The organism is Collinsella aerofaciens (genome assembly GCF_015554145.1).
In the GTDB taxonomy this organism is placed as follows: Bacteria; Actinomycetota; Coriobacteriia; order Coriobacteriales; family Coriobacteriaceae; genus Collinsella; species Collinsella aerofaciens_AA.
Map to the genome: position 1 here is coordinate 25,481 of NZ_JADNHZ010000015.1, position 25,320 is coordinate 50,800.

22 protein-coding genes and 1 pseudogene are annotated in these 25,320 nt (G+C 58.2%); 8 read left to right on the forward strand and 15 right to left on the reverse strand.

The features are described 5' to 3' along the window. Positions 1-7 precede the first annotated feature (7 nt). Entirely contained in the window at positions 8-397 is a 390-nt protein-coding gene (locus I2E13_RS07090; protein ID WP_195404642.1) for a hypothetical protein, read from the reverse strand. Between the two features lie 76 nt (positions 398-473). Between I2E13_RS07090 and I2E13_RS11280 the strand changes: the two genes are divergently transcribed. Next, on the forward strand, positions 474-692 hold the full coding sequence (locus I2E13_RS11280) for a helix-turn-helix domain-containing protein (protein WP_195404643.1): 219 nt from the start codon (positions 474-476) through the stop codon (positions 690-692). 321 nt (positions 693-1,013) lie between these two features. Here I2E13_RS11280 and I2E13_RS07100 read toward each other — a convergent pair whose 3' ends face one another. Beyond that, on the reverse strand, positions 1,014-2,027 hold the full coding sequence (locus tag I2E13_RS07100) for an asparaginase (RefSeq protein WP_195404644.1): 1,014 nt from the start codon (positions 2,025-2,027) through the stop codon (positions 1,014-1,016). 268 nt (positions 2,028-2,295) lie between these two features. On the opposite strand from I2E13_RS07100, the gene guaA reads away from it, so the two are divergent. Further along, positions 2,296-3,894, forward strand: coding sequence for a glutamine-hydrolyzing GMP synthase (gene guaA, locus I2E13_RS07105; RefSeq protein ID WP_195404645.1), 1,599 nt, complete (start codon positions 2,296-2,298; stop codon positions 3,892-3,894). Between the two features lie 154 nt (positions 3,895-4,048). On the opposite strand, the gene I2E13_RS07110 is transcribed toward guaA, so the two are convergent. The 4 genes from I2E13_RS07110 to I2E13_RS07125 all read right to left on the reverse strand — a co-directional run bounded on the left by I2E13_RS07110 (position 4,049) and on the right by I2E13_RS07125 (position 7,440). Further along, positions 4,049-4,879 carry a class I SAM-dependent methyltransferase gene (locus I2E13_RS07110; RefSeq protein WP_195404646.1) on the reverse strand — a complete coding sequence of 277 codons (831 nt, stop codon included), beginning with the start codon at positions 4,877-4,879 and terminating at the stop codon, positions 4,049-4,051. Between the two features lie 115 nt (positions 4,880-4,994). Next, positions 4,995-5,600 carry a class I SAM-dependent methyltransferase gene (locus I2E13_RS07115; RefSeq protein ID WP_195404647.1) on the reverse strand — a complete coding sequence of 202 codons (606 nt, stop codon included), beginning with the start codon at positions 5,598-5,600 and terminating at the stop codon, positions 4,995-4,997. Beyond that, a complete protein-coding gene (locus I2E13_RS07120) occupies positions 5,587-6,216 on the reverse strand; it encodes a class I SAM-dependent methyltransferase (RefSeq protein WP_195404648.1) in 630 nt (209 codons plus the stop codon). Before I2E13_RS07120 ends, I2E13_RS07115 begins: the two co-directional genes overlap by 14 nt. 783 nt (positions 6,217-6,999) lie before the next feature. Continuing rightward, positions 7,000-7,440 carry a MerR family transcriptional regulator gene (locus I2E13_RS07125; RefSeq protein WP_195404649.1) on the reverse strand — a complete coding sequence of 147 codons (441 nt, stop codon included), beginning with the start codon at positions 7,438-7,440 and terminating at the stop codon, positions 7,000-7,002. A gap of 105 nt (positions 7,441-7,545) precedes the next feature. Between I2E13_RS07125 and I2E13_RS07130 the strand changes: the two genes are divergently transcribed. Next, entirely contained in the window at positions 7,546-8,085 is a 540-nt protein-coding gene (locus I2E13_RS07130; protein ID WP_195404650.1) for a flavodoxin family protein, read from the forward strand. A 60-nt stretch (positions 8,086-8,145) separates the two neighbouring features. Next, entirely contained in the window at positions 8,146-8,910 is a 765-nt protein-coding gene (locus tag I2E13_RS07135) for a carboxymuconolactone decarboxylase family protein (RefSeq protein WP_195404651.1), read from the forward strand. Here I2E13_RS07135 and I2E13_RS07140 read toward each other — a convergent pair. Continuing rightward, positions 8,907-9,197 carry a hypothetical protein gene (locus tag I2E13_RS07140; RefSeq protein ID WP_195404652.1) on the reverse strand — a complete coding sequence of 97 codons (291 nt, stop codon included), beginning with the start codon at positions 9,195-9,197 and terminating at the stop codon, positions 8,907-8,909. The two genes, I2E13_RS07135 and I2E13_RS07140, sit on opposite strands and share 4 nt — an antisense overlap. A 70-nt stretch (positions 9,198-9,267) precedes the next feature. On the opposite strand from I2E13_RS07140, the gene I2E13_RS07145 reads away from it, so the two are divergent. Further along, positions 9,268-9,552, forward strand: a complete 285-nt coding sequence (locus I2E13_RS07145) for a hypothetical protein (protein WP_195404653.1) — start codon at positions 9,268-9,270, stop codon at positions 9,550-9,552. A 290-nt stretch (positions 9,553-9,842) separates the two neighbouring features. Here the strand turns inward: I2E13_RS07145 and I2E13_RS07150 are convergent, their stop codons facing one another. Continuing rightward, the gene (locus I2E13_RS07150; RefSeq protein ID WP_195404654.1) at positions 9,843-10,727 is read right to left on the reverse strand and encodes an LPXTG cell wall anchor domain-containing protein; all 885 of its coding nucleotides are present in this window, start codon (positions 10,725-10,727) and stop codon (positions 9,843-9,845) included. A gap of 382 nt (positions 10,728-11,109) precedes the next feature. Beyond that, positions 11,110-11,247, reverse strand: coding sequence for a hypothetical protein (locus I2E13_RS10940; RefSeq protein WP_229057873.1), 138 nt, complete (start codon positions 11,245-11,247; stop codon positions 11,110-11,112). A gap of 137 nt (positions 11,248-11,384) precedes the next feature. Between I2E13_RS10940 and I2E13_RS07155 the strand changes: the two genes are divergently transcribed. Beyond that, positions 11,385-12,593 carry an ATP-binding protein gene (locus tag I2E13_RS07155; RefSeq protein WP_195404655.1) on the forward strand — a complete coding sequence of 403 codons (1,209 nt, stop codon included), beginning with the start codon at positions 11,385-11,387 and terminating at the stop codon, positions 12,591-12,593. Between the two features lie 93 nt (positions 12,594-12,686). Here I2E13_RS07155 and I2E13_RS07160 read toward each other — a convergent pair whose 3' ends face one another. Continuing rightward, the gene (locus I2E13_RS07160; RefSeq protein WP_118065700.1) at positions 12,687-14,927 is read right to left on the reverse strand and encodes a DNA gyrase subunit A; all 2,241 of its coding nucleotides are present in this window, start codon (positions 14,925-14,927) and stop codon (positions 12,687-12,689) included. 45 nt (positions 14,928-14,972) lie between these two features. Then, a complete protein-coding gene (locus I2E13_RS07165) occupies positions 14,973-16,970 on the reverse strand; it encodes a DNA gyrase/topoisomerase IV subunit B (protein WP_195404656.1) in 1,998 nt (665 codons plus the stop codon). A 368-nt stretch (positions 16,971-17,338) separates the two neighbouring features. Between I2E13_RS07165 and I2E13_RS07170 the strand changes: the two genes are divergently transcribed. Further along, a complete protein-coding gene (locus I2E13_RS07170) occupies positions 17,339-18,355 on the forward strand; it encodes a DUF4352 domain-containing protein (protein WP_195404657.1) in 1,017 nt (338 codons plus the stop codon). A gap of 110 nt (positions 18,356-18,465) precedes the next feature. Here the strand turns inward: I2E13_RS07170 and I2E13_RS07175 are convergent, their stop codons facing one another. The 3 genes from I2E13_RS07175 to I2E13_RS10945 all read right to left on the reverse strand — a co-directional run bounded on the left by I2E13_RS07175 (position 18,466) and on the right by I2E13_RS10945 (position 23,993). Continuing rightward, on the reverse strand, positions 18,466-19,149 hold the full coding sequence (locus I2E13_RS07175) for a hypothetical protein (RefSeq protein ID WP_195404658.1): 684 nt from the start codon (positions 19,147-19,149) through the stop codon (positions 18,466-18,468). A 42-nt stretch (positions 19,150-19,191) separates the two neighbouring features. Then, positions 19,192-22,833 carry a hypothetical protein gene (locus I2E13_RS07180; protein WP_195404659.1) on the reverse strand — a complete coding sequence of 1,214 codons (3,642 nt, stop codon included), beginning with the start codon at positions 22,831-22,833 and terminating at the stop codon, positions 19,192-19,194. A 155-nt stretch (positions 22,834-22,988) separates the two neighbouring features. After that, complete coding sequence (locus tag I2E13_RS10945; protein ID WP_229057874.1) at positions 22,989-23,993, reverse strand: helix-turn-helix domain-containing protein; 1,005 nt, start codon at positions 23,991-23,993, stop codon at positions 22,989-22,991. A 109-nt stretch (positions 23,994-24,102) separates the two neighbouring features. Here I2E13_RS10945 and I2E13_RS11105 point away from each other — a divergent pair. Next, positions 24,103-24,168, forward strand: a pseudogene (locus tag I2E13_RS11105) (hypothetical protein); the annotation flags it as partial. A gap of 618 nt (positions 24,169-24,786) precedes the next feature. On the opposite strand, the gene I2E13_RS07195 reads toward I2E13_RS11105, so the two are convergent. After that, positions 24,787-25,200, reverse strand: a complete 414-nt coding sequence (locus I2E13_RS07195) for a helix-turn-helix domain-containing protein (RefSeq protein ID WP_022349661.1) — start codon at positions 25,198-25,200, stop codon at positions 24,787-24,789. Positions 25,201-25,320: the final 120 nt, after the last annotated feature.

The following is a 25,320-nucleotide window of genomic DNA, read 5'->3' on the forward strand; positions in this document are numbered from 1 at the left end:
TGTCCTTTTAGGCAACGAGCCTGCACGCATATTCAATGGCTGCTGCGAGGCCGCCGCTCGATCGTGGCTTAAAGACCATATCGGCGGCGGCCTCGTTTTCGTATCCGGCGCCGCGAAGGGTGAGCGCGGTACCGGCTTCCAGGAGAAGGGGCAGGCCGCGTTGGCTGGTTGCGATTACGGCAGCCTGATTGAGCGAGCAGCTATGCGTTTGGCATTGGATGGCAAGTTCACCTTGCGCCGGGCAAGGGACCAGAACGGCGGCGACGCGACTTGATAGCAATGCAAATGCTGTGCGCTCATCGGGCGAAAGACATTCTGCTTCAACGACGACGAGCTTGGGCGGTGCGCTGTTTGTGCGAAGCGTGGCTCGGTACGTGCGGACCGAAGAACCCGACATAGAAAACTCCTGTGTATTAGGCAAAACGTAAACTATAGTTTACGTTTATGTTCGGCTCCATTTCAAACTCGGCTGCATGGACGAACGTGCGAAACAGATTCTTGGCAGGCGGGTCGAAGAGACACGCAGAGACCTTGGTATCTCCAAGGTTGATTTTTGTGTGGCGACAGGAATCAGTCGACCCTACCTCGACCGAATCGAAGATGGGACGGCAAATTTCACGATCAAGGTTCTATTTAAGATCGCGCCCGCACTCGGCATGACGGTGTCAGAGCTTCTCGAGGGTATCGAATAGGGCGTTCCACCGCTGTATTTGACGCTCTTTGGGCGGGTCCCCCTGGTTGCGATGTGCAAAATCGCGAGTATTCAGCACCTGCTCAGCCGTAGATGGTAGCTCGAGCGGCTGGCTTTGCCTTTTTGGCAGTAGTTAATCCACACGCTAAATAAAAATGAGGAATAAATATTTACTAGACGGCCCCTTCGTCCTAAAAGCTCGTCTAACAATCGGCCGATTCTATGCCTCCGGCGGAGAAATTGCAGAATACTCCGATTTTTGCACGACCCGAGGGGGCCCACCTGTCGTTTAAGGCTGCGATAAGTGGAACTGCCTTAGGGATTACACCATCGGGATTCGGTCGTGGTTGACTTGGCTGTAGAACAGGCGCTGGATCTCGGCGGCATCGCGTGACTGGCCGAGTGCCCACATGGTTTTGGCCACGAGCGTCTCGGTTGTCATATCGTCGCCGCGCAGAATGCCCGGATGATCGGCGTAAGCACGGCCGACCTCATAAACGCCCAGATCGAGGCCCTCTTCGGGGACCTGCGTGGTCATAACGACGGTGCGGCCCGAATCGACCCAGCGGAAAATTGCCTCTTGGAATGACTCGCCCGACTCACCAAACTCGGGGATACCGCCAATGCCAAAGGTCTCCAGAATCACGGCGTCGTAGCTATCGGCAAGGGCATCGAGGATGCCCGGGTTTACGCCGGGCGTAAGCTTGAGTACAAATACGCGCGGGTCGATGTTGTCGTAGAAACGAACCGGGTTTTCGTTCTGGTGAGTGCCGTGGAGTCCGTTGCGAACGATGCGGTCGTTGCGGATATAGGCAATGGGCGGATAGTTGACGCTAATGAACGCGTTAAAGCTCATGGTACGCTGCTTGCGGGCGCGCGTGCCGGCAATGGCGACGCCGCCAAACACAATCGAGACATCGTGCGAGTGCTCGTCGAGCGCATAGAGCAGGCTCTGGTACAGGTTGAGCTTGGCGTCGGTAAATGGATTGCCCATGGGCTTTTGCGAGCCGGTGAGCACGATGGGCTTGGGGCTGTCCTGAATCAGGTAGGAAAGCGCTGCCGCGGTGTAGCTCATGGTGTCGGTGCCGTGCAGAATCACGAAGCCGTCGTGGTCGGCATAACCCTCGACGATGACGTCGCGGATGCGCATCCAGTCACTGGGGCGCATGTTGGTGCTGTCGATGTTCATGGGCTGCACGACGTCGAGTTCGCAGAGGCCCGAGATCTCGGGGACGCTCTGGGCGAGCTCCTCACCGGTCAGGGCGGGGGAGAGGCCGTTGCCGTCCTCGGTCGATGCGATGGTGCCGCCCGTGGCGATGAGAAGGATGCGCTTCATTCTGGTATTCCTATCGTATTTGCCGCCACAGAGGCGGAGTCGTTCGGCAGTATTGTGGCACAGGGCGTCCAATGTTCAAACGTATTACATCATCTGTAACGTTTGGTAACACTCCAATTGCCGTCAAATAGGGGCCCAGGTCGTGCGTTTGCCGTGCGCTGATGGCTGCGAGGGACGAGAAACCCCATATAACGTGTACACTATGAAAGTTGTTTTCGTTTATTCGCGCGGGTGGGCACCGGCTCCCCGCCAACAAGAGGGGGAAACCATGGATCAAAAGGCTTCCGCAAAGATCCTCGTACTCGACTTTGGTGCGCAGTACGGTCAGCTCATTGCCCGTCGCGTCCGCGACCTCAACGTGTATTCCGAGATCGTTCCCTGCGACATCTCGGCCGATGAGATTCGCGAGATGAACGCCTCTGCGCTCATCCTTTCTGGCGGCCCGGCTTCTGTGTATGCCGAGGACGCTCCGTCCATCGACCCCGCCATCTTTGACCTGGGCCTTCCCGTCCTGGGCTTTTGCTACGGCCATCAGATCACGGCCGTGACGCTTGGCGGCAAGGTCGGCCACTCCGAGGTGGGCGAATACGGCCGTGCTACCATCACGCGTACGGCCGGCGCCAAGCTCTTTAACTCCACGCCTATGGAGCAGACCGTGTGGATGAGCCACCGCGATGCCGTGTCCGAGGTGCCCGAGGGCTTTACCGTTACCGCCAGCACCGACGTGTGCCCGGTTGCCGCCATGGAGTGCGTCGAGCGCAAGATTTTCACCACGCAGTTCCACCCCGAGGTCAAGCACTCCGAGTACGGTCAGCAGCTGCTGAGCAACTTCTTGTTTGAGATCTGCGGCCTGGAGCCCAACTGGAGCATGGACAACCTGGTCGAGACCATGACGGCCGAGTTCCGCGAGAAGGTCGGCGACGACCGCGTGATTCTGGCCCTGTCCGGTGGCGTCGACTCCTCCGTCGTGGCTGCGCTGGGCGCTCGCGCCGTGGGCAAGCAGATGACCTGCGTGTTCATCAACCACGGTCTGCTGCGCAAGGGCGAGCCCGAGCAGGTGGAGGAGGTCTTCACCAAACAGTTCGACGTCGACTTTATCCACGTCCACGCCGAGGACCGTTATGCCGAGCTTCTGGCCGGCGTGACCGAGCCCGAGGAGAAGCGCCGCATCATCGGCACGCAGTTCTGGAAAGAGTTCTTCGCGGTTGCTCAGCAGCTCGAGTGCGATGGCAAGCCGGTCAAGTATCTGGCTCAGGGCACCATCTACCCCGACATCATCGAGTCCGGCGCTCGTAAGACGGGCGGCAAGACGGCCACCATCAAGAGCCATCACAACCTGATCCCGTTCCCCGAGGGCGTGCACTTCGACCTTATCGAGCCGCTCGATCACTTCTTTAAGGACGAGGTCCGTGCGCTTGGTCTGGCGCTCGGTCTGCCGGGCCACATTGTGTTCCGTCAGCCTTTCCCGGGCCCGGGTCTGGCCATCCGCATCATCGGTGCGGTCGACAAGGAGAAGCTCGAGATTCTCAAGAATGCCGACGCCATCGTGCGCGAGGAGCTCGATGCTTACAACCAGCGTCTGTTTGAACAGACCGGCGAGCGCAACTCCGAGCACAGCTGCTGGCAGTATTTCGCGGTCCTGCCCGACATCAAGTCCGTCGGCGTTATGGGCGACGAGCGTACTTACCAGCGCCCGATCATCCTGCGCGCCGTCGAGTCCAGCGACGCCATGACCGCCGACTGGGCCAAGCTGCCCTACGACATCCTGGCCCGCATCTCCGGCCGCATCGTGGCTGAGGTCCCCGGCGCCAACCGCGTGTGCTACGACATCACGTCCAAGCCGCCCGCGACCATTGAATGGGAATAGAACAGACGTTCGATAAAATAATATAGCATCAGATAGCGGGCACGGTTTCAATCGAATCCGTGCCCGCTGCTGTATGCGTGTCCTTGCACGCCCAATATGCGCCGTAAAAGCCGTCTTCTTCAACGTCAAAGTGAATGCGCTTCATTTTTGCCTCTCAAAATCTTATTTTCACGATTTGCATTTTCATCCCGTTGTCACCGACCCTTGCGAGAAACCGGAAAAAGCCGCTGACAGAAGGGTCTCTCAAATCGTTGTAACCCAGCATATAGCCGCGACTTACGACCTGCAGACGGCTGTTCCACGTGCCGATTTCCTTGGCGGCATCCGAAACCGCAAAATATGCCCCCACATCCTTGATTTTTGCAGTCTTAAGCCATGTTTTTGCGATCATCTTTACTGCCGTCCGATTGGCAGCATCAAAGACCAGCACGCCGCCGGGGAAAGCGTCCGCCATCCCCCGCACCAGTTCCCGGACCTGCTGGGTCAGAAAGTAATAGAACACCCCGGAGGCAAAGAACACCGCCCCGCCGGAGGCATCGATTTTGCTAAACCATGCGGTGTCTTTCAGGTCGCAGGGGATATTTTGTTCTCGATCCCCGGCGGGCAGTAGCTGCTGCCGCAAGGCAATCACATCCGGGAAGTCCAGATTGTAGATCTTGCATCTACCGTTGTCGCAGGTTCTGCCGGTGTTGTCCAGCCCGCAGCCCAGATTGACCACCGCCGCATTGGGGTGGCCTTTCGGGTAATCCCGCACCTCGAAAGCAAGATCACTCTGCCGTGTGGCCACCTCCAGCGCACCAAAGCGCTGCATCAGGCTGCGGGAGTTTTTCTCTGCCTCTGAAAAGTCGTAGTCGATCTGGTCGAGCAGACGAACCGCTGTTTCATCCCTGTAAAGGTTCGGGTACAACTCCGTACACAGCTTCCGGGAATACAGCGGGAGGATCAGCGTCTCCTGCACGGTGTTTTTCTCAGTTTTACATTTCATAGGTTTCTTCCTCAGTGAATAAAAACTGTCATAATTGCCGCCAGCATAGCCGCTATGACCGTCATGCCTATCGCCATGTGCAGGATGGATGCAAAAATACCCGTGCTTGATACCCCTACTTCCGCGCCGTGACGCAGAGCCACTTTTTCTTTTTGTGTATCTGCACCTCGTGAAAACCCGCCTGCTCCAGGCACGCCTTTAATTCAATGTCATTGTAGATGGTCATGCCGCCGATGATCTGCGTCCACCTCTCGTCCTTGTCCGTATCGCCATTGCTCTCGTTGCAGATAAGAATTGTCCCGCCTGGCTTCAGCGTCCGCCAGACCTCACGGAAGCATCGGGGCAAATCAGGCCAAAAATAGACGGTCTCAAAGGCCGTGGCAGCATCGAAGTAGCTATTCTCAAACGCCATATCCGCCACACTGCCTTGCAGAACGGCGCAACGCCCCTCCTGAATTGCAGTTCGGTTGAGCTTTCTAGCCTTCTCCACGCTGACGGGCGAATAGTCGATGCCCTTGACGATGCCATGCGAGTATTTTTTCAGCAGCCGTTTTATGTTCGCCCCGCCTCCGCAGCCGCAATCCAGCACCTTGGCGTTTGGCGCAAGTCGTAGAAATCGAAGCCCCCACCGCGCCACAGGGCTGTGGCCCAGATTCATCATGGCAACCATAAGTTTTCCGCCGAGGCCCACGGGCTTGCGGGTGTTTTCAAAGAACGACATCTGGCCCCTCCGATTTCGTGCATTCCGCATAGGTCAACGGGAACGAGGCCTTCAGCACTGCGCTTTTCTGCACCGCCCAGCCGTTTTGACGCAGGAAACATAGGTATTCCTCGCTTGTCCACCTGCTGTGGAGGGGGAATCCCGCCATACTCATGAAAAAGGCTTTTGCCTTGCCGGAAACCGAGCTCCCCGCGTGAGTGAAGGTTGGCGCGATGAGCACGCCGTCGTCCTTCAGCACCCGTCTGATTTCTTGCAGGGCCTTTTCCGGATGCGGCACTATGTGAAGCGCGTTGGACGCGATCACCACTTCGAAGGACTTCTGTGCATAGGGCAGGCGGAACATATCTTGTACGGAAAAGTGCAGCTTTGCGGATTGATTGTCCCGCTTTGCTTCAAGGATCATCTTTGCAGAAGCGTCCGTAGCCTCGATGTGCGCCGCCGCATCCACGATGCTCTTTGCGATAAGCCCCGTGCCGGTGGCAACCTCCAGTACGGTTTTTGCTTTCACCACCGGCCGGATCAGCCCATACATCTTCTCATACGCCGCCCGGTCGTTTCGCATGAAACGGTTGTACCGACCGGCATTCTTGTCCCAGAAGCCCTTGCGTTCGTGCATGGCTATCGCCCCCAAATAGTTAGAGCAATCTAACTATAACACGCGTATCATGTAGTAAGATAGGACTAACCTTATTTTCTTGGCTAAGACGCATCTCTTCGGCTTTCGCTTATAGCGGCGCGAGTCAGATGCTAGGCTGGAGCTGAAGAAGGAGCTTGGCGGACAGGTGGGTCGAAACTGGTTCTCGGAACGGTGATCCAGCCAATTACACCAGGGCTCTAGTCATGCAGGTAAATCCAATCCATGACGGGAAAATAGGTCCTTTTCTCTAGCTCGACGTCTTTCGGAGCTTGACGATTTGGACTGATGGAGGCGAGAAGTCCCTCACCGCGCCAATACCTGACGATTGCGCTATGGGCATCTCTCCGACCCTTTGAATCACCCCTTGTTACGCCACCCGCTACGAACCCCGGCGGAAACCAGGGAGTCATTAAAGGAGCGACCTGCGGTTTTGCGAATCAATTGAGTCATTCCCTAAATCGCGAATCAAGGGCCTGATTCGCCCAAATTGTGCACGAATCAGCCCTTGGGCGGCACGATGCGACACGCATCGACAACACTCGGACTGGATTAGTCGCTGAGTGGGAATAGCGGGAACTGGCTTCTAAACTCGCGTTCTGGTGCTGTCGAGTACCGCCTGATGCTGTTTCGGCGTCGCCACAGAGCAAAGCCACCAGCGAAATAACGGGAATAACAGCCTCTGGACCCTCTGGCTCGGAGGCTTTCTTTTTCGTTCTGCTCGGAAAGAGCCCCTTGCCAAAGCCCCTTGAGCATCGGGTGGTATTATTGAGCGTGGGCGTTATCGTAGGTATCTTTGATTTCTTCTGGCAAATTGTCGGGAATCAGCGCCTTCACTCTATCCTCGTTGCCATCTTGGATTGCCTGCTCGTAGTACCAGCATTTGAACTTCAGCATGTCCAGTGCACGGTTCATCTTCGCGATCTCCGATTCCATGTGGGCCTTCCGCTCTTCGAACATGGCCTTGCGTTTGGGATATGTCGATGGGCCCTCCGAACACCATTTCATGAACAGCCGGATGTCCTTGATTTCCATCCCTGCCTTCTTTAGGCATTCGATGACCCGAAGCGCCTCGAGTTCCGTATCGCCGAATCGGCGAATGCCGGACGTCCGCTCCAATTCCGGAAACAATCCCTGTTTGTCGTAATACCGCAGTGTGGAAACGGGCAGACCGAACATCTCCGCTACCTGTCCGATTGTGTACATGGTCCCTCCGGACGAATTTCGAATTTACTCCTTGACCTAAAGTTAGGTTTAGATATTACCTTTATTTTCGTCAATATATATAAGGAGTGCAAGGGGTATTCCGTAATGAGCAAAACGGTTTTGATAGTCTCTTCAAGCCCTCGAAAGAATGGCAATTCCGAGACGTTGGTGGATGCTTTCGCCAAAGGCGCGCGGGAAGCAGGCCACAGCGTGGAGACCGTGCACCTGCGCGAGAAGCAGCTCGGCTTCTGCAAGGGCTGTCTTGCCTGCCTAAAGCTGGGGCACTGCGTCATCCAAGACGATGCCGTGGAAATTGCCGCCAAGATGCACGATGCGGATGTGTTGGTGTTCGCAACGCCCGTCTACTACTACAGCGTTTGCGGCCAGCTCAAGACCATGCTGGACCGCGCCAACCCGCTCTTCGGCTCCGATTACGCATTCACCGAGGCGTATCTGCTGGCGACGGCGGCGGAGGACGGGCGCTCGACCTTCGACGGCGCGAAGAAGGCAGTGCAGGGATGGGTTGACTGCTTCCCCCGCTGCACGCTTGCCGGAACGGTATTCGCCGGCGGCGTGAACGGTGTGGGCGATATCGCCGGGCATCCCGCTCTGGAGCAGGCGCAACGAATGGGCATGGAAATCTAGGCGCGGCTTAGCTGCGCGAAAGCAGTTTGTACTCAAAACCATCGGCAGGAGGAATCAAACATGACGATTAAGCAGACGGCGGGCAGAGATGCCCTGGGGGAGTTCGCTCCCAAATTCGCACAGCTCAATGACGACGTGCTGTTCGGCGAGGTATGGAGCCGGGAGGGCGAGCTCTCCTTGCGCGACCGCAGCGTGGTGACGGTGGTGGCCCTAATGGCGCAGGGACTGACGGACTCTTCGTTCAAATATCACCTGACGTCCGCGAAGAACAACGGCGTGACCAGGGCGGAGATAGCGGAAATCCTTACGCACGCGGCGTTTTACGCGGGTTGGCCCAAGGCATGGGCGGCCTTCCGCATGGCGAAGGAGGTCTGGGTGGACGACGATGCCGCCGACGCAAAGGCTCAGCACCAAAACGAGATGGTTTTCCCCATCGGTGCCCCCAACGACGCCTTCGCGAAGTTCTTTATCGGTCAAAGCTACCTCGCGCCCCTTTCCACCGAGCAGGTTGGCGTCTACAACGTGACGTTTGAGCCTGGCTGCCGCAACAACTGGCATATCCATCACGCCAAAAGCGGTGGCGGACAGATCCTCGTCTGCGTGGCTGGTCGAGGGTTTTACCAGGAGTGGGGCAAGCCGGCACAGGAGCTGCACCCCGGCGACGTGGTCAACATCGCCCCGGGAGTGAAGCACTGGCACGGCGCCGTGCCCGACAGCTGGTTCTCCCATCTGGCGCTGGAGGTTCCGGGCGAGGATGGCTCTAGCGAGTGGCTGGAGCCTGTGGACGACGACGCGTACCTTAAAGCGACCAACAAGGAGGCTTAAGCACCGTCGCCCGTCCGCGTCACCGAGAGCAGCGTGCTCAAATCGGCCTGAATCGCCTCTTCCTTGCTCCCGAGCTGCAATGGGGCTGAGTCGCCCGTGATGTTGACGCTCAACAGGTGCGCATCCGGCAGCTTCGCGGCCATGCTCCAGAACGGGAGCGTGATGATACCAGGGGTCATTTCGCCCACGCCGAGCTCCAGCAACAGCACGCGGCCGTTGCTGCGCTCGCGCACAAAGCGCTCGTGTCGCTCGAGGTTCTCGCGCGAAGGCCGGGGCCATATCGCCATCAACGAGAATCGTCTCGCACGAAGTATCGGGCGCCATGGCCTGGCTGTAGTTGAACTCGGTGTACGTGATGTGTTCGCAGGCGTTTGCGATCTGAGCGAGCATGCGCTTTATGACGCCGTTGCGCAATTCCACGCCCAGTTCAAGGAAAAGAATCTTCTGATGCGCGTGCGCATCGAACCAGTCGGTTACCTTGCGGTACCGCTCTTTGTCCACAGCGTTCAGGGAAACCTCGCGGTCAACCGCCTGCTCGGTTGGAGGCGGGGACCCGAGTTCGCCCATGCCCAGGAACTGCTCAGCACCTATTCCGAAGGAGGCTTGCGAGCGGTATCGGCTCGTCACGATTTCCGTAGTTGATCTTGACTGAGGACTCCTTACAAGTCTTGCTCGAGATCGAGCGGAGACTGGGCCCTGCCGAATCGGAGCTATGGCGACCAAAAATGTTGCCAGAAGACGCCGTCGACGCTGTTTGCGATGGGGCAGAGCTCGATGGCGGTTCGGCACAGTCTGTTTCGTCGGTTTCGCGGGGCGTTGATGGCGTGAAGGCGACCGTTGGAAAAGCTCATTTTCGTGGGGAAGAAACTTCTCGGTGAGTAAAGCTCATCGGAGCGGGGATAGAGCTTTGTCTGCGGGGTACGAAATGCTGGCTAGCGGTTGCGACGCCTTGTTGCAGAAATGCCAACTGCCGCAACTACAGCACCGGCAACACTCAGGGCGGCTGCCATCGCACCGTTGTCGCCCGTCGCGGGTAGGGTGGCCCCGGCTGGTTTAACCGCCGCTACTGCCTTGGTGGAAACGGGATTTGCCGTGGGCTTTTTTGCATTGGGCTGCGGTGTGGGCTCGGTCTTGGTTTCCGGTTCGGGTTTGGAACCGCTCGTATCGGTTGCAATCAAGTGCACGTCACTGTCGAAGACGTAACGGATGTAGTAATCGTGCCGCGTTTCGTGCATAATCCCTTGCCCGCTGTCGAAGTCACGGTCAACGTGTGTGCCAAGGTAGGTTGAGCTGTTGAGGTTCAGCCTGTAAGGGATTTGGTCGTCGGCGTAACTGCCTGTAAAGACTACGGTTGCTCTAACGTGATTGTCGATCATGGTCAGGGCAATAGAGACGCTGGCCTCTTTGGGGTTCTCGGTTTTTATAAGGCTTTCGGTATCGGTGTCGATCTTGAAGAGATGGACGGTGTCGTTAAGCCCGTTGATGAAGTCCTCGGGTTTGTCGGGAAAATCGTATACAAGAGCCTCGTTCTGGACCAACTCGAAAGCAGGGGGTAGCTCCAAATCGTAGTAATGATCGACGACGGTGGTTGCTGTGAGACTGCCTTCCGCGTTGACTTCGTCGCAGGTGATGAGTGTTGCGACATCGGATTCGGGCATTTCGGTCGCCAGTGCTACGCAGGGTAGCAAAAGCTGCCCTGCCATAAGAATGCTTAATCCGAAGGCGACGACTCTGGCGCCTGCATGAAGCTTGACGTTGCGGATAGACAGGCCAGTGCGTTTGTTATGGGTTTGCGGTGTAACATGCTGTCCATACATAAGGCGCTCCTTGTTCGTAGGCCGGTTTCCGTGGATCTATATTGCGCCTGCCCGATTCGGCCAGGCTCATACACGCGAACGCTCACGCGAGCAGGAGAAAGCTCTAGTTAATTTTCCCACAGTCGACACTTTGCGGCCAACGATTTGCTGTTCAATTCTCGGAGAGAGAATCAAGACAGTTGAGGAGTTGTCAGGCAATGAGACCGAGCGCGACAGCATGGCATCCTCGCCCAAGTTGAAAGAGGTGCGCGAGCTCGCTCGCAAGCTCGCCTAAGGGTAAGAAGAACGCATGGCAATCGGCGTTGGTGGAAATGCTTGCTGTCCTTATCAAGAGGAATGCTGATTGCCATGCGTCGATGCCCCAGCGGACAATTCCGGTGTGCTAAAACGCCTTCTCGCTCAAGAATTCCCTGAACGCGGGGATGTCGAAGCCGACGAGGCCACGTCCACGTTCCCCGATAACGCCGTCCTCGAGGAGGCGGCGCTTGTACTGGCTTGCATAGTTGCTGGCGACGCCCATACGCTTGGCGATCTCCGAGACCCTGCTGGATCCAGAATCAGGCAGAAGATTGTGAGTGAAAATCGGGAGTAGCACTCCCGATTTTGACCAATTAACGTTTGTACGAGATAATAGGCTCCATAACGGGAGGCGATTCTATGTACATCGAGCGCGAAATTGAACAGACGATAGATTCGATGCTGGGACAGGGAAAAGTTGTCCTGGTGACCGGAGCGCGCCAAGTTGGGAAGACGACGGTTCTCAAGCAACATCTAGGCGACCGATTCGACTATGTTTCGATGGAGAACCCGCGGGACTATCTTCTTGCAAAAGAGGATGCCGCCCTGTTTTTCGAGTCTCATGATTTGCCGATCATCATTGATGAGATTCAGCGCGTGCCTGAGCTTTTTTCTCCGGTGAAGTGGGTTGTCGATCAATCAGAGGAGAAGGGCCGAATCGTCCTCACGGGATCCCAGACATATCACCTCATGAAAGGGGTGAGCGAATCTTTGGCGGGGAGGATTAGAATTCTGGAGATGCCCTCTTTAAGCTTGCGAGAGCTTGTTGGTGGTTCCCAGGGCCCTCGTCCGTATATCCCCAAAAAGGTTTCCTTGGCCTCTAAGATGTCTTCGGGAAATATTTGGAACATCATCCATAGGGGTTCGATGCCCGAACTGCAAGACCCAAATATCGATTGGGACTCCTATTATTCCGACTACGTTGCCGCATATCTCGAACGCGATGTTCGCGATCTTGTAAACGTGAAGGATGAGGCGAAGTTCTACAGCTTTATGGTCGCGTGCGCAGCGAGAACGGGGCAACTGTTAAATGCCACCGATATTGGAAACACCGTTGACGTCGACCGTAAGACGGTGAAGGCTTGGCTCTCGGTTTTGCAGGCGTCGAACATCGTTCGGATTGTCGAGCCCTTTTGGCCTAATGTCGATAAGCGTCTGACCAAGACCCCTAAGATATTCTTTATGGATACAGGTCTTGTTTGTCATCTAACGAGGTGGATAACGCCGGAGCAATTGCGCAACGGGGCCGCGGCGGGGCATATATTTGAGACGTTCGTTGTCTCGGAAATTTTGAAGAGCTTTATGAACGCGGGGAAGAGCCTTCGCGACGTATGGTTCTATCGAGACCAAAAGAAGCGCGAAATTGATTTGCTCATTCAAGAGGGCCATATTCTCCATCCCGTCGAGGTGAAGATGTCAGCCACGGTGGGCAAAGATGCAGTAAAGAATTTTTCCTGTCTCGAGGGCCTGACCGGCTATGAAATTGGGTTTGGACACGTTGTCTGTCAAACCCCGGATCCATACCTTATTACCAAGGATGTCCAAGCGATTCCCGTGTGGGGCATATGATATACGTTGCAACGAGCGGGGCCCGGAGCGCAATGCTGATGCGCTCCGGGCCCCGCTGCTTTGTGAACCCATGACGGTTTGGTCGCCGTTGTTTTAGTCAAACAAGCTCGGCATGTCGTTTTCCTTCATGAGCGCACCGGCAGAGGGGAGGCTCTGTGCGGTGAACTTCTCGGCCGAGACACCGGCGCCAAGAATCTCCTCGGTCGTGCCGACGGTGGTGACCGAGCGGCCTTTCTTGGCCGTGAAAGCCTGGACGCCCTGCGTGTTGGTGGTCGTCTTGGTCTTGAGCAGCGACGTGTTGAAGTTCATCAGGCGGTAGTCGCTCGAGACCAGCGCGAGGTCGCGGTCTTCCTTGAGCACCTGCGCATACAGCAGCTTGCTGCCGCCGTAGATGGCGTTCTTGAGGCGCTTGCGGTTGGTCTTGGTGACGTATCCGGAAAGTGCGACGCGCACCACGCGGCCGTTCTCAAAGACGAACAGCACATCGGCCTTGTAATCCTCGGGGTCGATGACCCAGATGACGCTCTCGTCGGGTTCCATCTCAAGATCGGTCGGCAGGTACGAGCCCAGCTGGGCCGACTTGGTGTCCTCAAACGCCGCAACCTTGCACTTGTACACCTGGCTCTTATTGGTAAAGACCAGCAGCTCGTGGGTGTTGGAGGACGGGAACTCGATAAAGGGTTTGTCGCCGTCCTTGTACTTGAGCGTGGTCGCCTTCTTGAGCACGCGGTCCGTCATCTTCTTAAGATAGCCATCGCGCGAGAGCATGATGGTGACCGGGTACTCCTCGACCTCGGGCTCCAGGCTCACCTCGATAACCTCATGGGGCTCGATCCTGCCCGTGCGGCGCGGCATCACGTACTTCTTGTTGACCGCTGCCAGCTCGTCGCTGATGACTTTCTTGATGTTCTCCTCGCTGGAGAGGATCTCCTCAAGCTCGGCAATCTCGCCCTCAAGCTTGGCAATGTCCTTGGTGCGGTTGAGGATGTACTCCTCGTTGATGTTGCGGAGCTTGAGCTCGGCAACAAACTCGGCCTGGGTCTCGTCGATGTCGAAACCCTTCATAAGGTTGGGCACGACCTCGGCCTCGAGCTTGGTGCCGCGGATGATGGCGATCGCCTTGTCGATGTCGAGCAGAATTGCCTCGAGGCCGTGCAGCAGGTGCAGACGCTCGGACTTTTTGCCCAGGTCAAAGTTAATGCGGCGACGCGTGGACTCAATACGCCACTTGACCCACTCGTGCAGGATCTGGCGCACACCCATAACGCGAGGGTAACCATCGACCAGCACATTGAAGTTGCACGAGAACGAATCCTGCAGCGTGGTCGAGCGATAGAGCTTGGCCATGAGCTTGTCGGGGTCGACGCCGCGCTTAAGATCGATGGCGATACGCAGGCCCGAAAGGTCGGTCTCGTCACGGATGTCGGCGATCTCTTTGACCTTGCCCTCCTTGGAGAGCTTGACGATGCGCTCGATGATGACATCGGTTTTGGTGGTGTAGGGGATCTCGTAGACCTCGATGATGCGCTCTTCGGGAATCCAGCGCCAGCGGGAGCGGATCTGGAAGCTGCCAAGGCCGGTCTCGATTATCTTTTCCATCTCCTCGCGGCGGTAGATAATTTCGCCGCCGGTCGAGAAGTCGGGCATGGGCATGTACTCGAGCAGGTCGCAGTCGGGATCCTGCAGGTAATGCATTGTGGCGGTACAGACCTCGTTGAGGTTGAAACCGCAGATATCGGATGCCATGGCGACGCCGATGCCCTTGTTGGCCGAGACGAGGATGTTGGGGAACGTGGTGGGCAGCAGGCGTGGCTCCTTCATGGCGCCGTCGTAGCTGTCGACGAAGTCGACCGGGTCCTTGTCGATGTCCTTGAAGATCTCGGCGCTAATGGGGGAGAGCTTTGCCTCGGTATAGCGCGAGGCGGCGTAGCTCAGGTCGCCCGAATAGTACTTGCCAAAGTTGCCCTTCGACTCCACGAAGGGGGCGAGCAACGCCTCGTTGCCGGTGGCCAGGCGCACCATCGTCTCGTAGATCGCGGCGTCGCCGTGCGGGTTGAGCTTCATGGTCTGGCCCACGATGTTGGCGCTCTTCTGGCGCTCGCCCTTGAGCAGACCCATCTTGTACATGGTGTAGAGCAGCTTGCGGTGCGAGGGCTTAAAGCCGTCAATCTCGGGGAACGCACGCGAGACGTTGACGCTCATAGCGTAGGGCATGTAGTTGACCTCGAGCGTCTGCGTGATCGGCTGATCGGTGACCTCGGAGTGCAGGCCGATGACGTTCTCGGCGTTGACCTGCTTTTTCTTGGGCTGGTTCTTCGTCTTCTTCTTTGCCACGATTTCCTCTTGAACTTCTTATGGGCCGTCGTTATCGATTTGCTGCTACTGCAGGTCCAGCTGGTCCAGGTATTCCTTGCCGTGCTCGGAGATGTGACGCTTGCGGCCCGTCTCGTCGTTGCCCAGCAACAGGTTGAACATGGTCTCCATCTTGGTGACGTCCTCGGGTTCTACCTTGATCAGGCGGCGCGTCTCGGGGTTCATGGTGGTGAGCCACATCATGTCCGGATCGTTCTCACCAAGACCCTTGGAGCGGTTGATGGAGCACTTCTGGTCGCCAATCTCCTTGAGGATCCCGTTCTTCTCGAGCTCGGTGTAGGCAAAGTAGGTCTTCTCTTTGCAGTTAATCTCGTAGAGCGGCGACTCGGCGATATAGACGTAGCCCTCGTCGATAAGCGTGGGCACCAGGCGATAGAGCATGGTGAGCACAAGCGTGCGGATGTGATAACCGTCGACGTCGGCGTCCGTACAGATGATGACCTTGTTCCAGTTGAGGTTGTCCAGGTCGAAGGCACCGAGGTTCTTGATGCGCTTGTCCTTGATCTCTACGCCGCAGCCCAGCACGCGCATGAGGTCCATGATGATGTCGGACTTAAAGATGCGCGGATAATCTTCCTTTAGGCAGTTGAGGATCTTGCCGCGGACGGGCATGACACCCTGGAACTCGGCATCGCGCGACGTGCGAATGGCGCCTGCTGCCGAGTCGCCCTCTACGATGTAGATCTCGCGGCGGCTCTTGTCCTTGGAGCGGCAATCGATGAACTTTTGCACGCGGTTGGCCATGTCGGTCTTCTGTTGCAGATTGGTCTTGATGCTCTGGCGCGTCTTCTCGGCGTTCTCGCGCGAGCGCTTGTTGATGAGCACCTGCTCCATGATCTTGTTGGCGGCGTCTTTGTTCTCGATCAGATAGGTCGAGAGGCGCTCCTTAAAGAATGCCGTCATCGCCTGCTGGATAAAGCGGTTATTGATGGCCTTCTTAGTCTGGTTTTCGTAGGACGTCTGGGTGGAGAAGCAGTTGGTCACCAGCACCAGACAGTCCTGGACGTCCTGCCACTTAATGCCGCTCTCGTTTTTGTTGTACTTGCCCTGTTGCTTGATGTAGGCATCGATGGCGCTGGTCAGAGCACTACGGGCGGCCTTTTCGGGCGAACCGCCGTTCTCGAGCCATGATGAGTTGTGGTAGTACTCCTGCATCATGAAGGTGCGCGAGAAGCACATGCACGCGGTAATCTTGACGTTGTAGTCGGGCAGGTCCTCGCGGTCGCGACCGCGGCGGTCGGCCTCGATAAAGAAGGGCTCGGTGAGGTAGTCGGCACCGACCTTCTCGAGCACGTAGTCCTCGATGCCCTTGGGATAGCAAAAATCCTCTTCGGTAAATTCGCCATCGTCGCCCTCAATGCATAGGCGGAAGGTCACGTTGGCATTGACCACGGCCTGGCGGCGCATGGTCTCGCGATACCAATCGTGGGGGATGCTGATGGAGGTAAAGACCTCAAGATCGGGGCGCCACTTGATGGTGGTGCCGGTGCGGTCCTCGTCGCTGGGCTCAATCTCGAGCGCCTTCTTCTTGGCGCCGACGACCTTGCCCTTCTTAAAGTGTAAGGAGTACTTGTTACCGTCACGCCAGACAGTGACGTCCATGTACTCGGAAGCGTACTGGGTCGCGCAGGAGCCCAGGCCGTTGGTGCCGAGCGAGAAGTCGTAGTCGCCGCCCTGGTTGTTGTTATACTTGCCGCCGGCGTAGAGCTCGCAGAAGACGAGCTCCCAGTTAAAGCGCTTCTCAGAAGGGTTCCAGTCGAGCGGGCAGCCGCGGCCGTTGTCCTCTACCTGAATGGAGCCATCGCGAAAGGCGGTAAGGGTGATGAGTTTGCCGTAGCCCTGGCGCGCCTCGTCAACGGCGTTGGACAGGATCTCGAAGGCGGCATGCGCGCAACCGTCGAGCCCGTCCGAGCCAAAGATGACGGCGGGGCGCAGGCGTACGCGCTCCTCGTCCTTGAGCTGACGAATACTGTCGTTACCATAGTTTGCGGTGTTTTTTGCCATGCTCGCTCTCTCGATACTCCTTTGCTGCGTTTAAGTCATATAGATAGTCAAGGTAGCATAGCCCAGCCCTTGGGCGATTCCACCCAACACGAAATCCATCGAACAATCGTTCGGATTAACGGGTAAAACGTGTCGTGCGGATTGTTGTTCCGAATCGAACAGTGGGACAAGCGTCTCGTTTTATGGGCCACGGGCGTGCGTGTGCGAGTCCCTTTGGCCCATAAGGAACGCTGGCGGGTCGTTATTTGGGCCGTGGGTCACTTCGCCGGCGTCGTGTTTCGTCATACGCTCATAGCGGAAGCCGATGCCACGGGGTCGACTTGGGACTCGGGCAACGGATGAGCTGCAAGCCGAAAGGAGCGGTGAGGATGATGAAGCCCATGACGAAGAAGCTGCTGTTAGGAATTCCCACCGTGACGCTTTCGGCCGTGCTGGCATGTACGGTGGCCGGCTGCGGCGGTAATGCGCCGAGTGGCTCGGGCGGGAGCGCACCTGTGCAGGAGAAGGCCGAGAAGCCCAAGGCCTATGAGTCGCAGACGGTCGAGGTGGCAGGCATTACCTATGAGTCGGTGGCTCACGGTACGTTCTATCGCGGTGATGCCAAGAAGCAGGACGGCTTTTACCTGCACATCAAGATTACCAACAACAACACAAAGAACAGGACGTTCAGTTCCTTTAACGTGCATGCTGCCCAGGGCGATCTTGAGGCAGGCGACCCGTTGTTTACTTCCGGCAAGGCGGCCGTGCTCGACTACGTTGCAAGCGAGGCTCCCGATGAGCTTCACGAGGGCATCGATCTTTCCAAGAGGCCAGATATCGGCCCGGGCGAGACCGTTGAGTACGTGTATTTCTGGGCCCCCAAGACGGCGTACTACGGGCCCATCACTGTCGAGTTCGTAGACGCTTACGCCCCCGCCAAGAATTATGAGGCCATGCACTTTGACACCACGGGATGCGAGACCAAGGAGTTCAAGGCGGCCGGCGGCGTGGCCGATTCTGGCGAGAAGGCAGATTTAACGGGCATCGACTGCGCATCGTACAGCATCGAGGCCGCCGATGGGTACACGCTGGATTCGTCCGACGAAGAGCGCGAAAAGGCAAACTTCTTCCACGACGAGACTGGAGGACGCCTGAACATCAGCATCTTCCCGCGTTCGCCGGAGGAAGAGGTTGCAAGCCTAGAGCAGGTCTACGAAGGCAAGGAGACAACAACCGACCAGGTCGAGTACAACGGCATAACGTGGCTGCGCTTTACCGGTCCCGACAACGGCCATACACTGTTTGCGACGGCTCCCGCAACGGGTGAAACCGTCCGCGTGTCGATCGGCTGGAAGATCGATTGGGACGCCGCCGTGCCCATGATGGAGGCACTGAAGCTCAAATAACGCCGCGATTCTCACGTCAGGCGACTCAGGGCTGGCTCCGAGTTATCGGGGCCAGCCCCTTTTGGTGTTCGATAAGCCGAGTCGGCGTCTCACACAAAAGTAACTAGGAGCTAGCGAGGCCTATCCGAATTGACCTCATTGGCGGTGTCTTTTTCGAGCGCCGTGCGGCGGGCGCTGTAGGCGACAAGGCCGGCCCCAACTGCGGCGAGTGCTGCTGCGGCTGCGGTTAGGGGGACGTTGCTGTCGCCCGTGCCGGCGAGCGCGCCCGCTTTTCCGGAGCGCTTGTTATTGCCGTGATCCTTGCCGCTGCCGGAGCTGCTTCCGCCGGAGCCGCCGCCCTCGTCAGTACCGCCGCCACTCGAGCCACCATCGCCGTCTGCTGTCATCGGGGCGTCGTGAAGTCCTGTCGTATCCGCACTGTCGCATACGCCGACCTGAGCTTCTGAGCGTTCGCATGCCGCGTCGGGCACATGAAGCTCGTGCAGTACGGCACCCAGCGTCGAGTTTGCGCCGGGTCGAATTTCCTCGAGCGTCACGGGGTCGAGTGCCACCAGGTCACGCGCCTTTGCGTAGAGCGTGACGCGTTTGCCCACTTCGTCGCTCCAACTCTCTGGGATGGCAAAGCTCATGCGGAACTGTGCCGTGCAACCCGGTGCCAGCACGGCGTTGCCGTTGTCGGCTACCAGCGGGTGCGTTGCAAAACGCGCGCCCAGCGTCTCGAGCGCATATTTCTCGCGTGCCATATCGTTGGCCGAAGCACCCTCGGCAAGTTCTGGATCGTAGATCGAAGCCATGCGTGCGTTCGCTCCGAACCCGATGGATGCGCTGGAGAACGGCTAGCTGGAGCCCTCTCGGTACAGATCGATCGTGCCGGCGGCCAGCAAGGTGTTGCCGTCGTTTCGCACCGTGACCATGAAGGATTCGCTTGCTGCTCCGGGCACCACCGCGCCCGAGGTAGCGACCGCGCCCGTCGGAGTGGCACACGCCACCAAGGGCACTTCGATGCCGTGCAGCTCTGCCTCGCTCTTCTCCGCGCTCACAATGTGCGTGGCGAGCGCGGAGAGCATGCCTCCCGACGTCAAAAATGTCGTTATCTGATCGACGGGATGGTCCAGCTCGCACATCACGAACGGCTCCGTGAACAGATCGCCTGCCAAGGTGCTGGCGAAGACGCGGAAGTGCTTGCCCATCACTGCTACCGGGTTGCCTTCTTCGTCGTAGGTTTGCCCCACCTTGCCATCGGTGTTCTCTACATAGAGCGCGCACCTGCCGTTGTTGCTTACGCTAAACGATGCCGGGCCACAGCCTGCGGCACCCACGGGCTGCGTTGCAAATGCCGGTGCGCCTCGCGTCCAAGTAATATGCTGCAGCTGCTCGTTGACGGTGGCCAAAAAGCCCGAATGTTGTGGCCACGGCACCGCATGGGGCACCGTGGCGTCTGGTGGCATAACGCCCCAGCCCGCAATGGACTGGCCGATCACGGCGTACGATGCGCAGCCGCAACCGCCTGCAGTCTCGTACGCAACGGGCACCACCATTTTGCCGTTGATATTCTCGGGCTCGCTCAGCTCGATACTCGACGGTGCCTGCGGAAAGCGAAGAACTTGGCGGAACGTCAGGCTGTCGCCCAAATCATCCGACCACAGGGTAAAGCATTCCAGCGCAACCTCGGCCTCGCTGCCGAGCGCCTTCTCTGCGGTGGTTCCGCGGCGGTGGAGGTAGGCACCCGACAGGCGTCCGTCGACCAGCGTCTTGCCTACCGTGATGCGCGGGCACTGCAGGCAATGGTAGCCATCCTCTTGCAGGCGGCCGCGCGAGATGCTGCGCCATGACGTATGCGACACCACGCGGATCTCGTCATTACTTATGCGCAGGCGCACAACGGACAGTATGCCGGCTGTGCTTGCCGTATCGAAAAGGGTGTTGTCGCCGGCGGGGCGCTCGCCCGAGACCAGCAGCACGTAGGCGTCCTGGTTTCCTCTTCCGTCCGTATATTCCACCACGTCGAAGTCGTAATCGAATATGCCGTCGCGCTCCACGTCGCCCTCGCCAAACCCAAGGGGAAAGTCCACGGGCGTGGGAGCGGACCACGTGCCGTTTGCCTTTGTGTGCACCACCAGTCGCGAGCGGCCATTGTCGCCGTAGCGCACCGAGGCGATACGGAACAGGCATTCTACGCCGGCAATCATCGTTAGCTTCATGTGGGCTTCGCTGAGCACGCTGGAAAACAGCACGTTGTCGCTCGAGGGTTTTATGCCGCCACGCTCGTCCTCCGACACGCCGGCAGAATTGGCGTTCGGGTCCGCAACGGCGTTCGTTGACTGACCGATATAGGTGTACTCATACATCGGCGCGGCATTTTCGTCGTTCTCCATCAGCGCGTGGACGAAATGTTCGACCTGTCCCGTGTCGTCGCTCTCCGCGTTCGTCTCGAGCTCAATGCGCGTGACCGCTTGATCCCAATCGCGCACGACAGGCGCGGCGTTTACGGCAGTGGCCTTAACCTCGGCGCGTGCGAGCAGCTCGGCGTTGGTGACGATGGTGGCCGATGCGATAAACTGCGGCACACCACCTGCCTCGGCGTTGCCGGCCGAGCCGAAGCAGGCATCCAGCGTATAAGGCGTATCTCCACCCAATGCCAGCTCAGAGCGTTGGAGCACATACTGGTCGCCATTGTTCACCGACATATTCCACGAATCGATGAGTGTGGGCCACGACCCCGACCAAGCCTTGGTGGTCCACTTGAACATTACGAACTGGAGTATCACATCGACATCGACGTCTGCACCCACGCGCAGCCGCGGAAGCTGGTGTCCATCTGCCTTCTCGTACCCAATGAACAGCGTGAGGGATGCGGCACCGCGCACGGCAGACGAAGCGACGCCTGCAACGCCGGCTCCAAAGGTGACGGCAAGTCCGATCTGGATGGTGAACGAGCCCGACGTGTTGGAATAGTCGAGCGAAATGTTCTTGAAAAACGCCGCGCCGCTGCCGTGCGTGTGGGCACCCACAGCGAGCGTCAGCTTCGCCAGCACCCAAGGGTTGACGTTTAGGAAAAATGGCACCGGTCCTAGGGTAAACTGCTCGGTCCAATTGAGGTCAGTTCTTACCTGGAAGAGGGCCTTAATATTGCCGTATGCGGGGTCGTTGTTGTTACCCCAGGTTTTGCCCACCCAATCGTAGGCGAGCGAGCCGTACAGCTGTGTGGCGATATCCATCGTGAACAGCGGCGTGCAATGGTGGCGAAGGAGCTTGGTGTTTCTTGGATCGGTGCCCGAACCGGCACTCATACTTTTGTACTGATTCCACTTCCCCTCCATTTCGTCGAGGTAGCGGTTTGCCTGCTTGGCGCCCGACTCGCGCGGTGACTTCTTCCAGTACTCCGGATCCGGATTGCCCGAATCGTTCATATAGCTGGCTGGTTTGTATCCTCCGCCAAACAGCACGTATCCAGCAAACGAGAAATCGAAGAGGATCGGAAATGTGGGTATCCAGCACGTGAACTTATTGCCGCCGATGCCGGGAAACGCCGCGGGGAAATCAAACGGAGTGACCTCTTGGTCCATGGTAGTGGGGACGATAGTGGTCGAGCCCGATTCCGCCTTTGCGGCCGGCGCGGTGACAACGGCCATGGGGGATGAGAGCGTGTAGGTTTTGCCCTGATAGTCGAGGACAAAGCGCAGCTTGCACCCTTCCTCCAGAAGGCCCGATGCCGCGTCGAGAAACTTGTCTTCGAGTGTGAACGTCGCCAGATTATCCGCGCCTGATGCGCTGGCCTTGATCTGGCCGATCTGCGTGACGGTTTCGGGCGAGCTACCCGTGGCGGGCATTACCTTGTTGATGTGCAGCGTTGCCTGTCCACCCTGTGGCAGATGTGCCTGTACAATAAAGGCATGCGTGTCGGGTTGGTCGTTTGCCGCGTCGTCCTTCGGCAATGCCATGAACGTGGCATCAGCGTACTGGATGTCCCATTCGTCGAATGTGAGCTGGCGGAAGTACGGCTCGCCGTCGGACAGCGGACGCGTGGGCGCGGTTATGGCGGTGCCGCCCTGGATACGCGCAAGGGGAATCTCGACATCGCGGTAGCCCGCCATGCTAATGGAGATGCCGCCGTTAAAGTCGTACGCGTCGAGAAGCGTTGCCTCGTCCACGTAGTCTTCCGAAAGAGGGGCGACCTCAAAGATGGCCGTGCCTTCGTCATCGGTCGTGGCGGTGAGCTGCTTGCCTACGGCATAGCGCGATGTGAGCGTGACCTGGGCACCTGCGATGGGCGTATTCTTGTTGGCGACGTCGACCACGACCACACCAAACATGGTGCGCGAGAGAACGAGCACCTTGAAGGGATCTTCTTCGTCGGCATAGGCCGCGGTGGGCGCGAACGGCAGCAGGAAGGCATTTTCGCTTCCCGGCACGCGAGGCAACATAATGCTCGCCAGCGAGGACGCTCCAGCAACAAGTAACGAACGGCGATCAAGCATCTTGGGCTCCCATCCCGCAAATATCGGTGGAAATAATCCAATTTTGCGAGAAGACGCTTCGTGGCGGTAGTGCCGTTCAAGGGTCAAAATGTCCAAATTGATCGAGCGAGGCGCCGGGTTCCGGAACGCGTTCGATGCGCTTGGCAGCCCGGTCGCTAACGCAACATGTGCGCGACCAGCTCGGCGCGTGTGCCGATGCCAAGCTTTGCGTATACGCCGGATAGGCGGTTTTTGACGGTGCCCGGCGATACTCCCATATGGCGTGCGATTTCAGCGTTGGTCCATCCGCGGCAGGCGAGCATGGCCATGGTGAACTCTGTGGTCGTTAAATCGTCGGCAACGTCCTCGCCCGAACCGGGGTTGTGGATGCGCCGCCAGCCGTAGCTGAAGCGGTACGTGATCTCGATGATGCGTGCGAAGTCGTCAGGGTATTGCGTTTTTAGGCATGCCTCGATGAGCCCCTGCAAAAGGCCGTGGTGCTCGCCAATGAGCTCGATAAGTCCGTCGGGGCGCGCAATGTCCCAAGCGGCTCCAAAATGCGCTTTTGCGGCGTCGATGTCCTTGAGGCTCATGCATGCCATGGAAGCTGCCAGGTGCAGGAACAGTTCCGAGATGGGATAGCTTCCCTGTTTCATAATTAGGGCGTTTTCCGCCATGCCCAGGCTGCGGCCGTATTCGCCGCGCAGATACAAGGCGTGCGCCATCACGTAGCTGGCGAACAGTCGCAGGCCTTCGGGTAGGTGCGCCGCAAGTGGATAAAACTCTTCGGCAGAATACGGGGAAGGCAAGTGCAGCAGGACGCTCGCGGCCGAGGCGAACAGGATATGCGTGGCGTGGACGGCGGGCGATTCCTCGTCGGCCGGCGTATCGAGGATGCCCGCAAGGCACCGGCGGGCGTCGGCGATACGGTTGAGCGACAGACTGGCGTATCCGCAGATAAAGCATGCGGAATAGCGCAGCGCGGGATCGGTGACGTCAAGATAGGGGTGCGCCGTCTTGGCGGCGAGTGCGGCCTGTCCGCGAAAGTACAGCGCTTCTGCCGTGGCGATGGCGCGTGAATCGGGGTCGGAAATGCCTGCAACCGCAGCGTCAATCTGCCCCGGCACAAAGGCGGTGCACATTAACGGCATGGGAACGCATGGGTAGCCATCGCAGTCCATCTTCCATCTCCCAACAGCTGGCAACACTAGCAGCAATTGTACTCTTGTTGCTCGGGACTGGAATTTGTGGGTATCGCCTACGATTGTGCCGAACGTATAAAGGGAGGTCCCCGGTATCTGCCGCGTGTGCTACGACCTCACGCCTAAGCCTGTCGGCACGGTCGAGTGGGAGTAGGCTGATAGGGTTCTGACCTGCATTTTTGAGTGCCGCACTGTGCCGCTGAGTTTCGTTTCGTACGAGAGTCATGGCAAAGCCGCCAGCGATGTTGGTGAGTAAATACGATAACCGAGCCTCCGTTCCCGCGTTGGGACGGAGGCTTTTTCTTTGTCGTTTTACTCCCTTTCACCTGCGATTTCGCAATTTACTCCCCCGTGTTTCAAGACGGCAAGGCACGGTGCGGCATTCGGAGGAACGGGAGTAAGGATTCATCCCAAGTGAGTAGACGCGCGATTTTTGTCTCCGAGAGCCAAACGGGGCCGTTTCGGGGCCTGTGAAACTCAAATCGAACTCAATAGGCTTTTCGGCGGTCTTCTCACAGCGTTTTCCCAGGTGGTTAATGGGGAGTAAAGAATCTCGCCGCCTCAATGAAAACGGGAGTAACCAGGGGAAATGCCGCGGCGTACTGCCGCGTGCCGCCGTGTAAGCCACCGCGTCATTTACTCCCCAGGTGCGCCGGAAATGCCTTGGCATGCAATGGGGAGTAAAAACTCAGCTTACGCAGGCCCGAGCGGCGCTCGCCGCCTGGTCCACCGTCCTGATTCGGTTGCGTTGATCGCGAAATGCGGAGAGCCGCTACAGCGAGGCTTTCCAGTCCTCGTATTCGTCGGCGTCGATCTTGCCGTTTTCGAGCTGCGCGCGCTTCTCTGCCCACAGTTCGATCGCCATCGCGGCTTTGGGCGCGTGCGGCGCCTTGGGGTTCAGGGAGAGGCCCGTGCCGTCGGCTGCGGGCACGATGCCGAAGGAGTCCTCGAGCCGCACGAGCAGCGACATGAGGTCGCCCGCAGTCTCGACGCCGTAATCCTTGAGGGCGTTGACGGACACGCCGAGCGCCGCGGAGATGGACTCGAGCAGCTCGGGCTTCACGGCGCGGATGCCGCTCTCGTAGTGGCGCACGGCCCCCTCGGTCAGGCCGACCGCCTCGGCGAGCTGCGCCTGCGTCATGCCGCGCGACTTGCGGTACCGCCTTATGTTCTCGCCTACGGACATGAGCCCTCCTCCTGGAATTACGTACCAGCACATCTTATCAGCGTACGTAAATGTACGCAATTCTATTGACAGTACAGATACGTACGTTTACTCTGAATCTGTAAACCGTACGTATTCGTA

Coding starts and splice junctions, on each gene's coding strand:
- I2E13_RS07090 (WP_195404642.1), bottom strand. CDS start 397: ATGTCGGGTTCTTCGGTCCGCACGTACCGAGCCACGCTTCGCACAAAC.
- I2E13_RS11280 (WP_195404643.1), top strand. CDS start 474: ATGGACGAACGTGCGAAACAGATTCTTGGCAGGCGGGTCGAAGAGACA.
- I2E13_RS07100 (WP_195404644.1), bottom strand. CDS start 2,027: ATGAAGCGCATCCTTCTCATCGCCACGGGCGGCACCATCGCATCGACC.
- guaA (WP_195404645.1), top strand. CDS start 2,296: ATGGATCAAAAGGCTTCCGCAAAGATCCTCGTACTCGACTTTGGTGCG.
- I2E13_RS07110 (WP_195404646.1), bottom strand. CDS start 4,879: ATGAAATGTAAAACTGAGAAAAACACCGTGCAGGAGACGCTGATCCTC.
- I2E13_RS07115 (WP_195404647.1), bottom strand. CDS start 5,600: ATGTCGTTCTTTGAAAACACCCGCAAGCCCGTGGGCCTCGGCGGAAAA.
- I2E13_RS07120 (WP_195404648.1), bottom strand. CDS start 6,216: ATGCACGAACGCAAGGGCTTCTGGGACAAGAATGCCGGTCGGTACAAC.
- I2E13_RS07125 (WP_195404649.1), bottom strand. CDS start 7,440: ATGTACACAATCGGACAGGTAGCGGAGATGTTCGGTCTGCCCGTTTCC.
- I2E13_RS07130 (WP_195404650.1), top strand. CDS start 7,546: ATGAGCAAAACGGTTTTGATAGTCTCTTCAAGCCCTCGAAAGAATGGC.
- I2E13_RS07135 (WP_195404651.1), top strand. CDS start 8,146: ATGACGATTAAGCAGACGGCGGGCAGAGATGCCCTGGGGGAGTTCGCT.
- I2E13_RS07140 (WP_195404652.1), bottom strand. CDS start 9,197: ATGGCGATATGGCCCCGGCCTTCGCGCGAGAACCTCGAGCGACACGAG.
- I2E13_RS07150 (WP_195404654.1), bottom strand. CDS start 10,727: ATGTATGGACAGCATGTTACACCGCAAACCCATAACAAACGCACTGGC.
- I2E13_RS10940 (WP_229057873.1), bottom strand. CDS start 11,247: ATGGGCGTCGCCAGCAACTATGCAAGCCAGTACAAGCGCCGCCTCCTC.
- I2E13_RS07155 (WP_195404655.1), top strand. CDS start 11,385: ATGTACATCGAGCGCGAAATTGAACAGACGATAGATTCGATGCTGGGA.
- I2E13_RS07165 (WP_195404656.1), bottom strand. CDS start 16,970: ATGGCAAAAAACACCGCAAACTATGGTAACGACAGTATTCGTCAGCTC.
- I2E13_RS07170 (WP_195404657.1), top strand. CDS start 17,339: ATGATGAAGCCCATGACGAAGAAGCTGCTGTTAGGAATTCCCACCGTG.
- I2E13_RS07175 (WP_195404658.1), bottom strand. CDS start 19,149: ATGGCTTCGATCTACGATCCAGAACTTGCCGAGGGTGCTTCGGCCAAC.
- I2E13_RS07180 (WP_195404659.1), bottom strand. CDS start 22,833: ATGCTTGATCGCCGTTCGTTACTTGTTGCTGGAGCGTCCTCGCTGGCG.
- I2E13_RS10945 (WP_229057874.1), bottom strand. CDS start 23,993: ATGGACTGCGATGGCTACCCATGCGTTCCCATGCCGTTAATGTGCACC.
- I2E13_RS07195 (WP_022349661.1), bottom strand. CDS start 25,200: ATGTCCGTAGGCGAGAACATAAGGCGGTACCGCAAGTCGCGCGGCATG.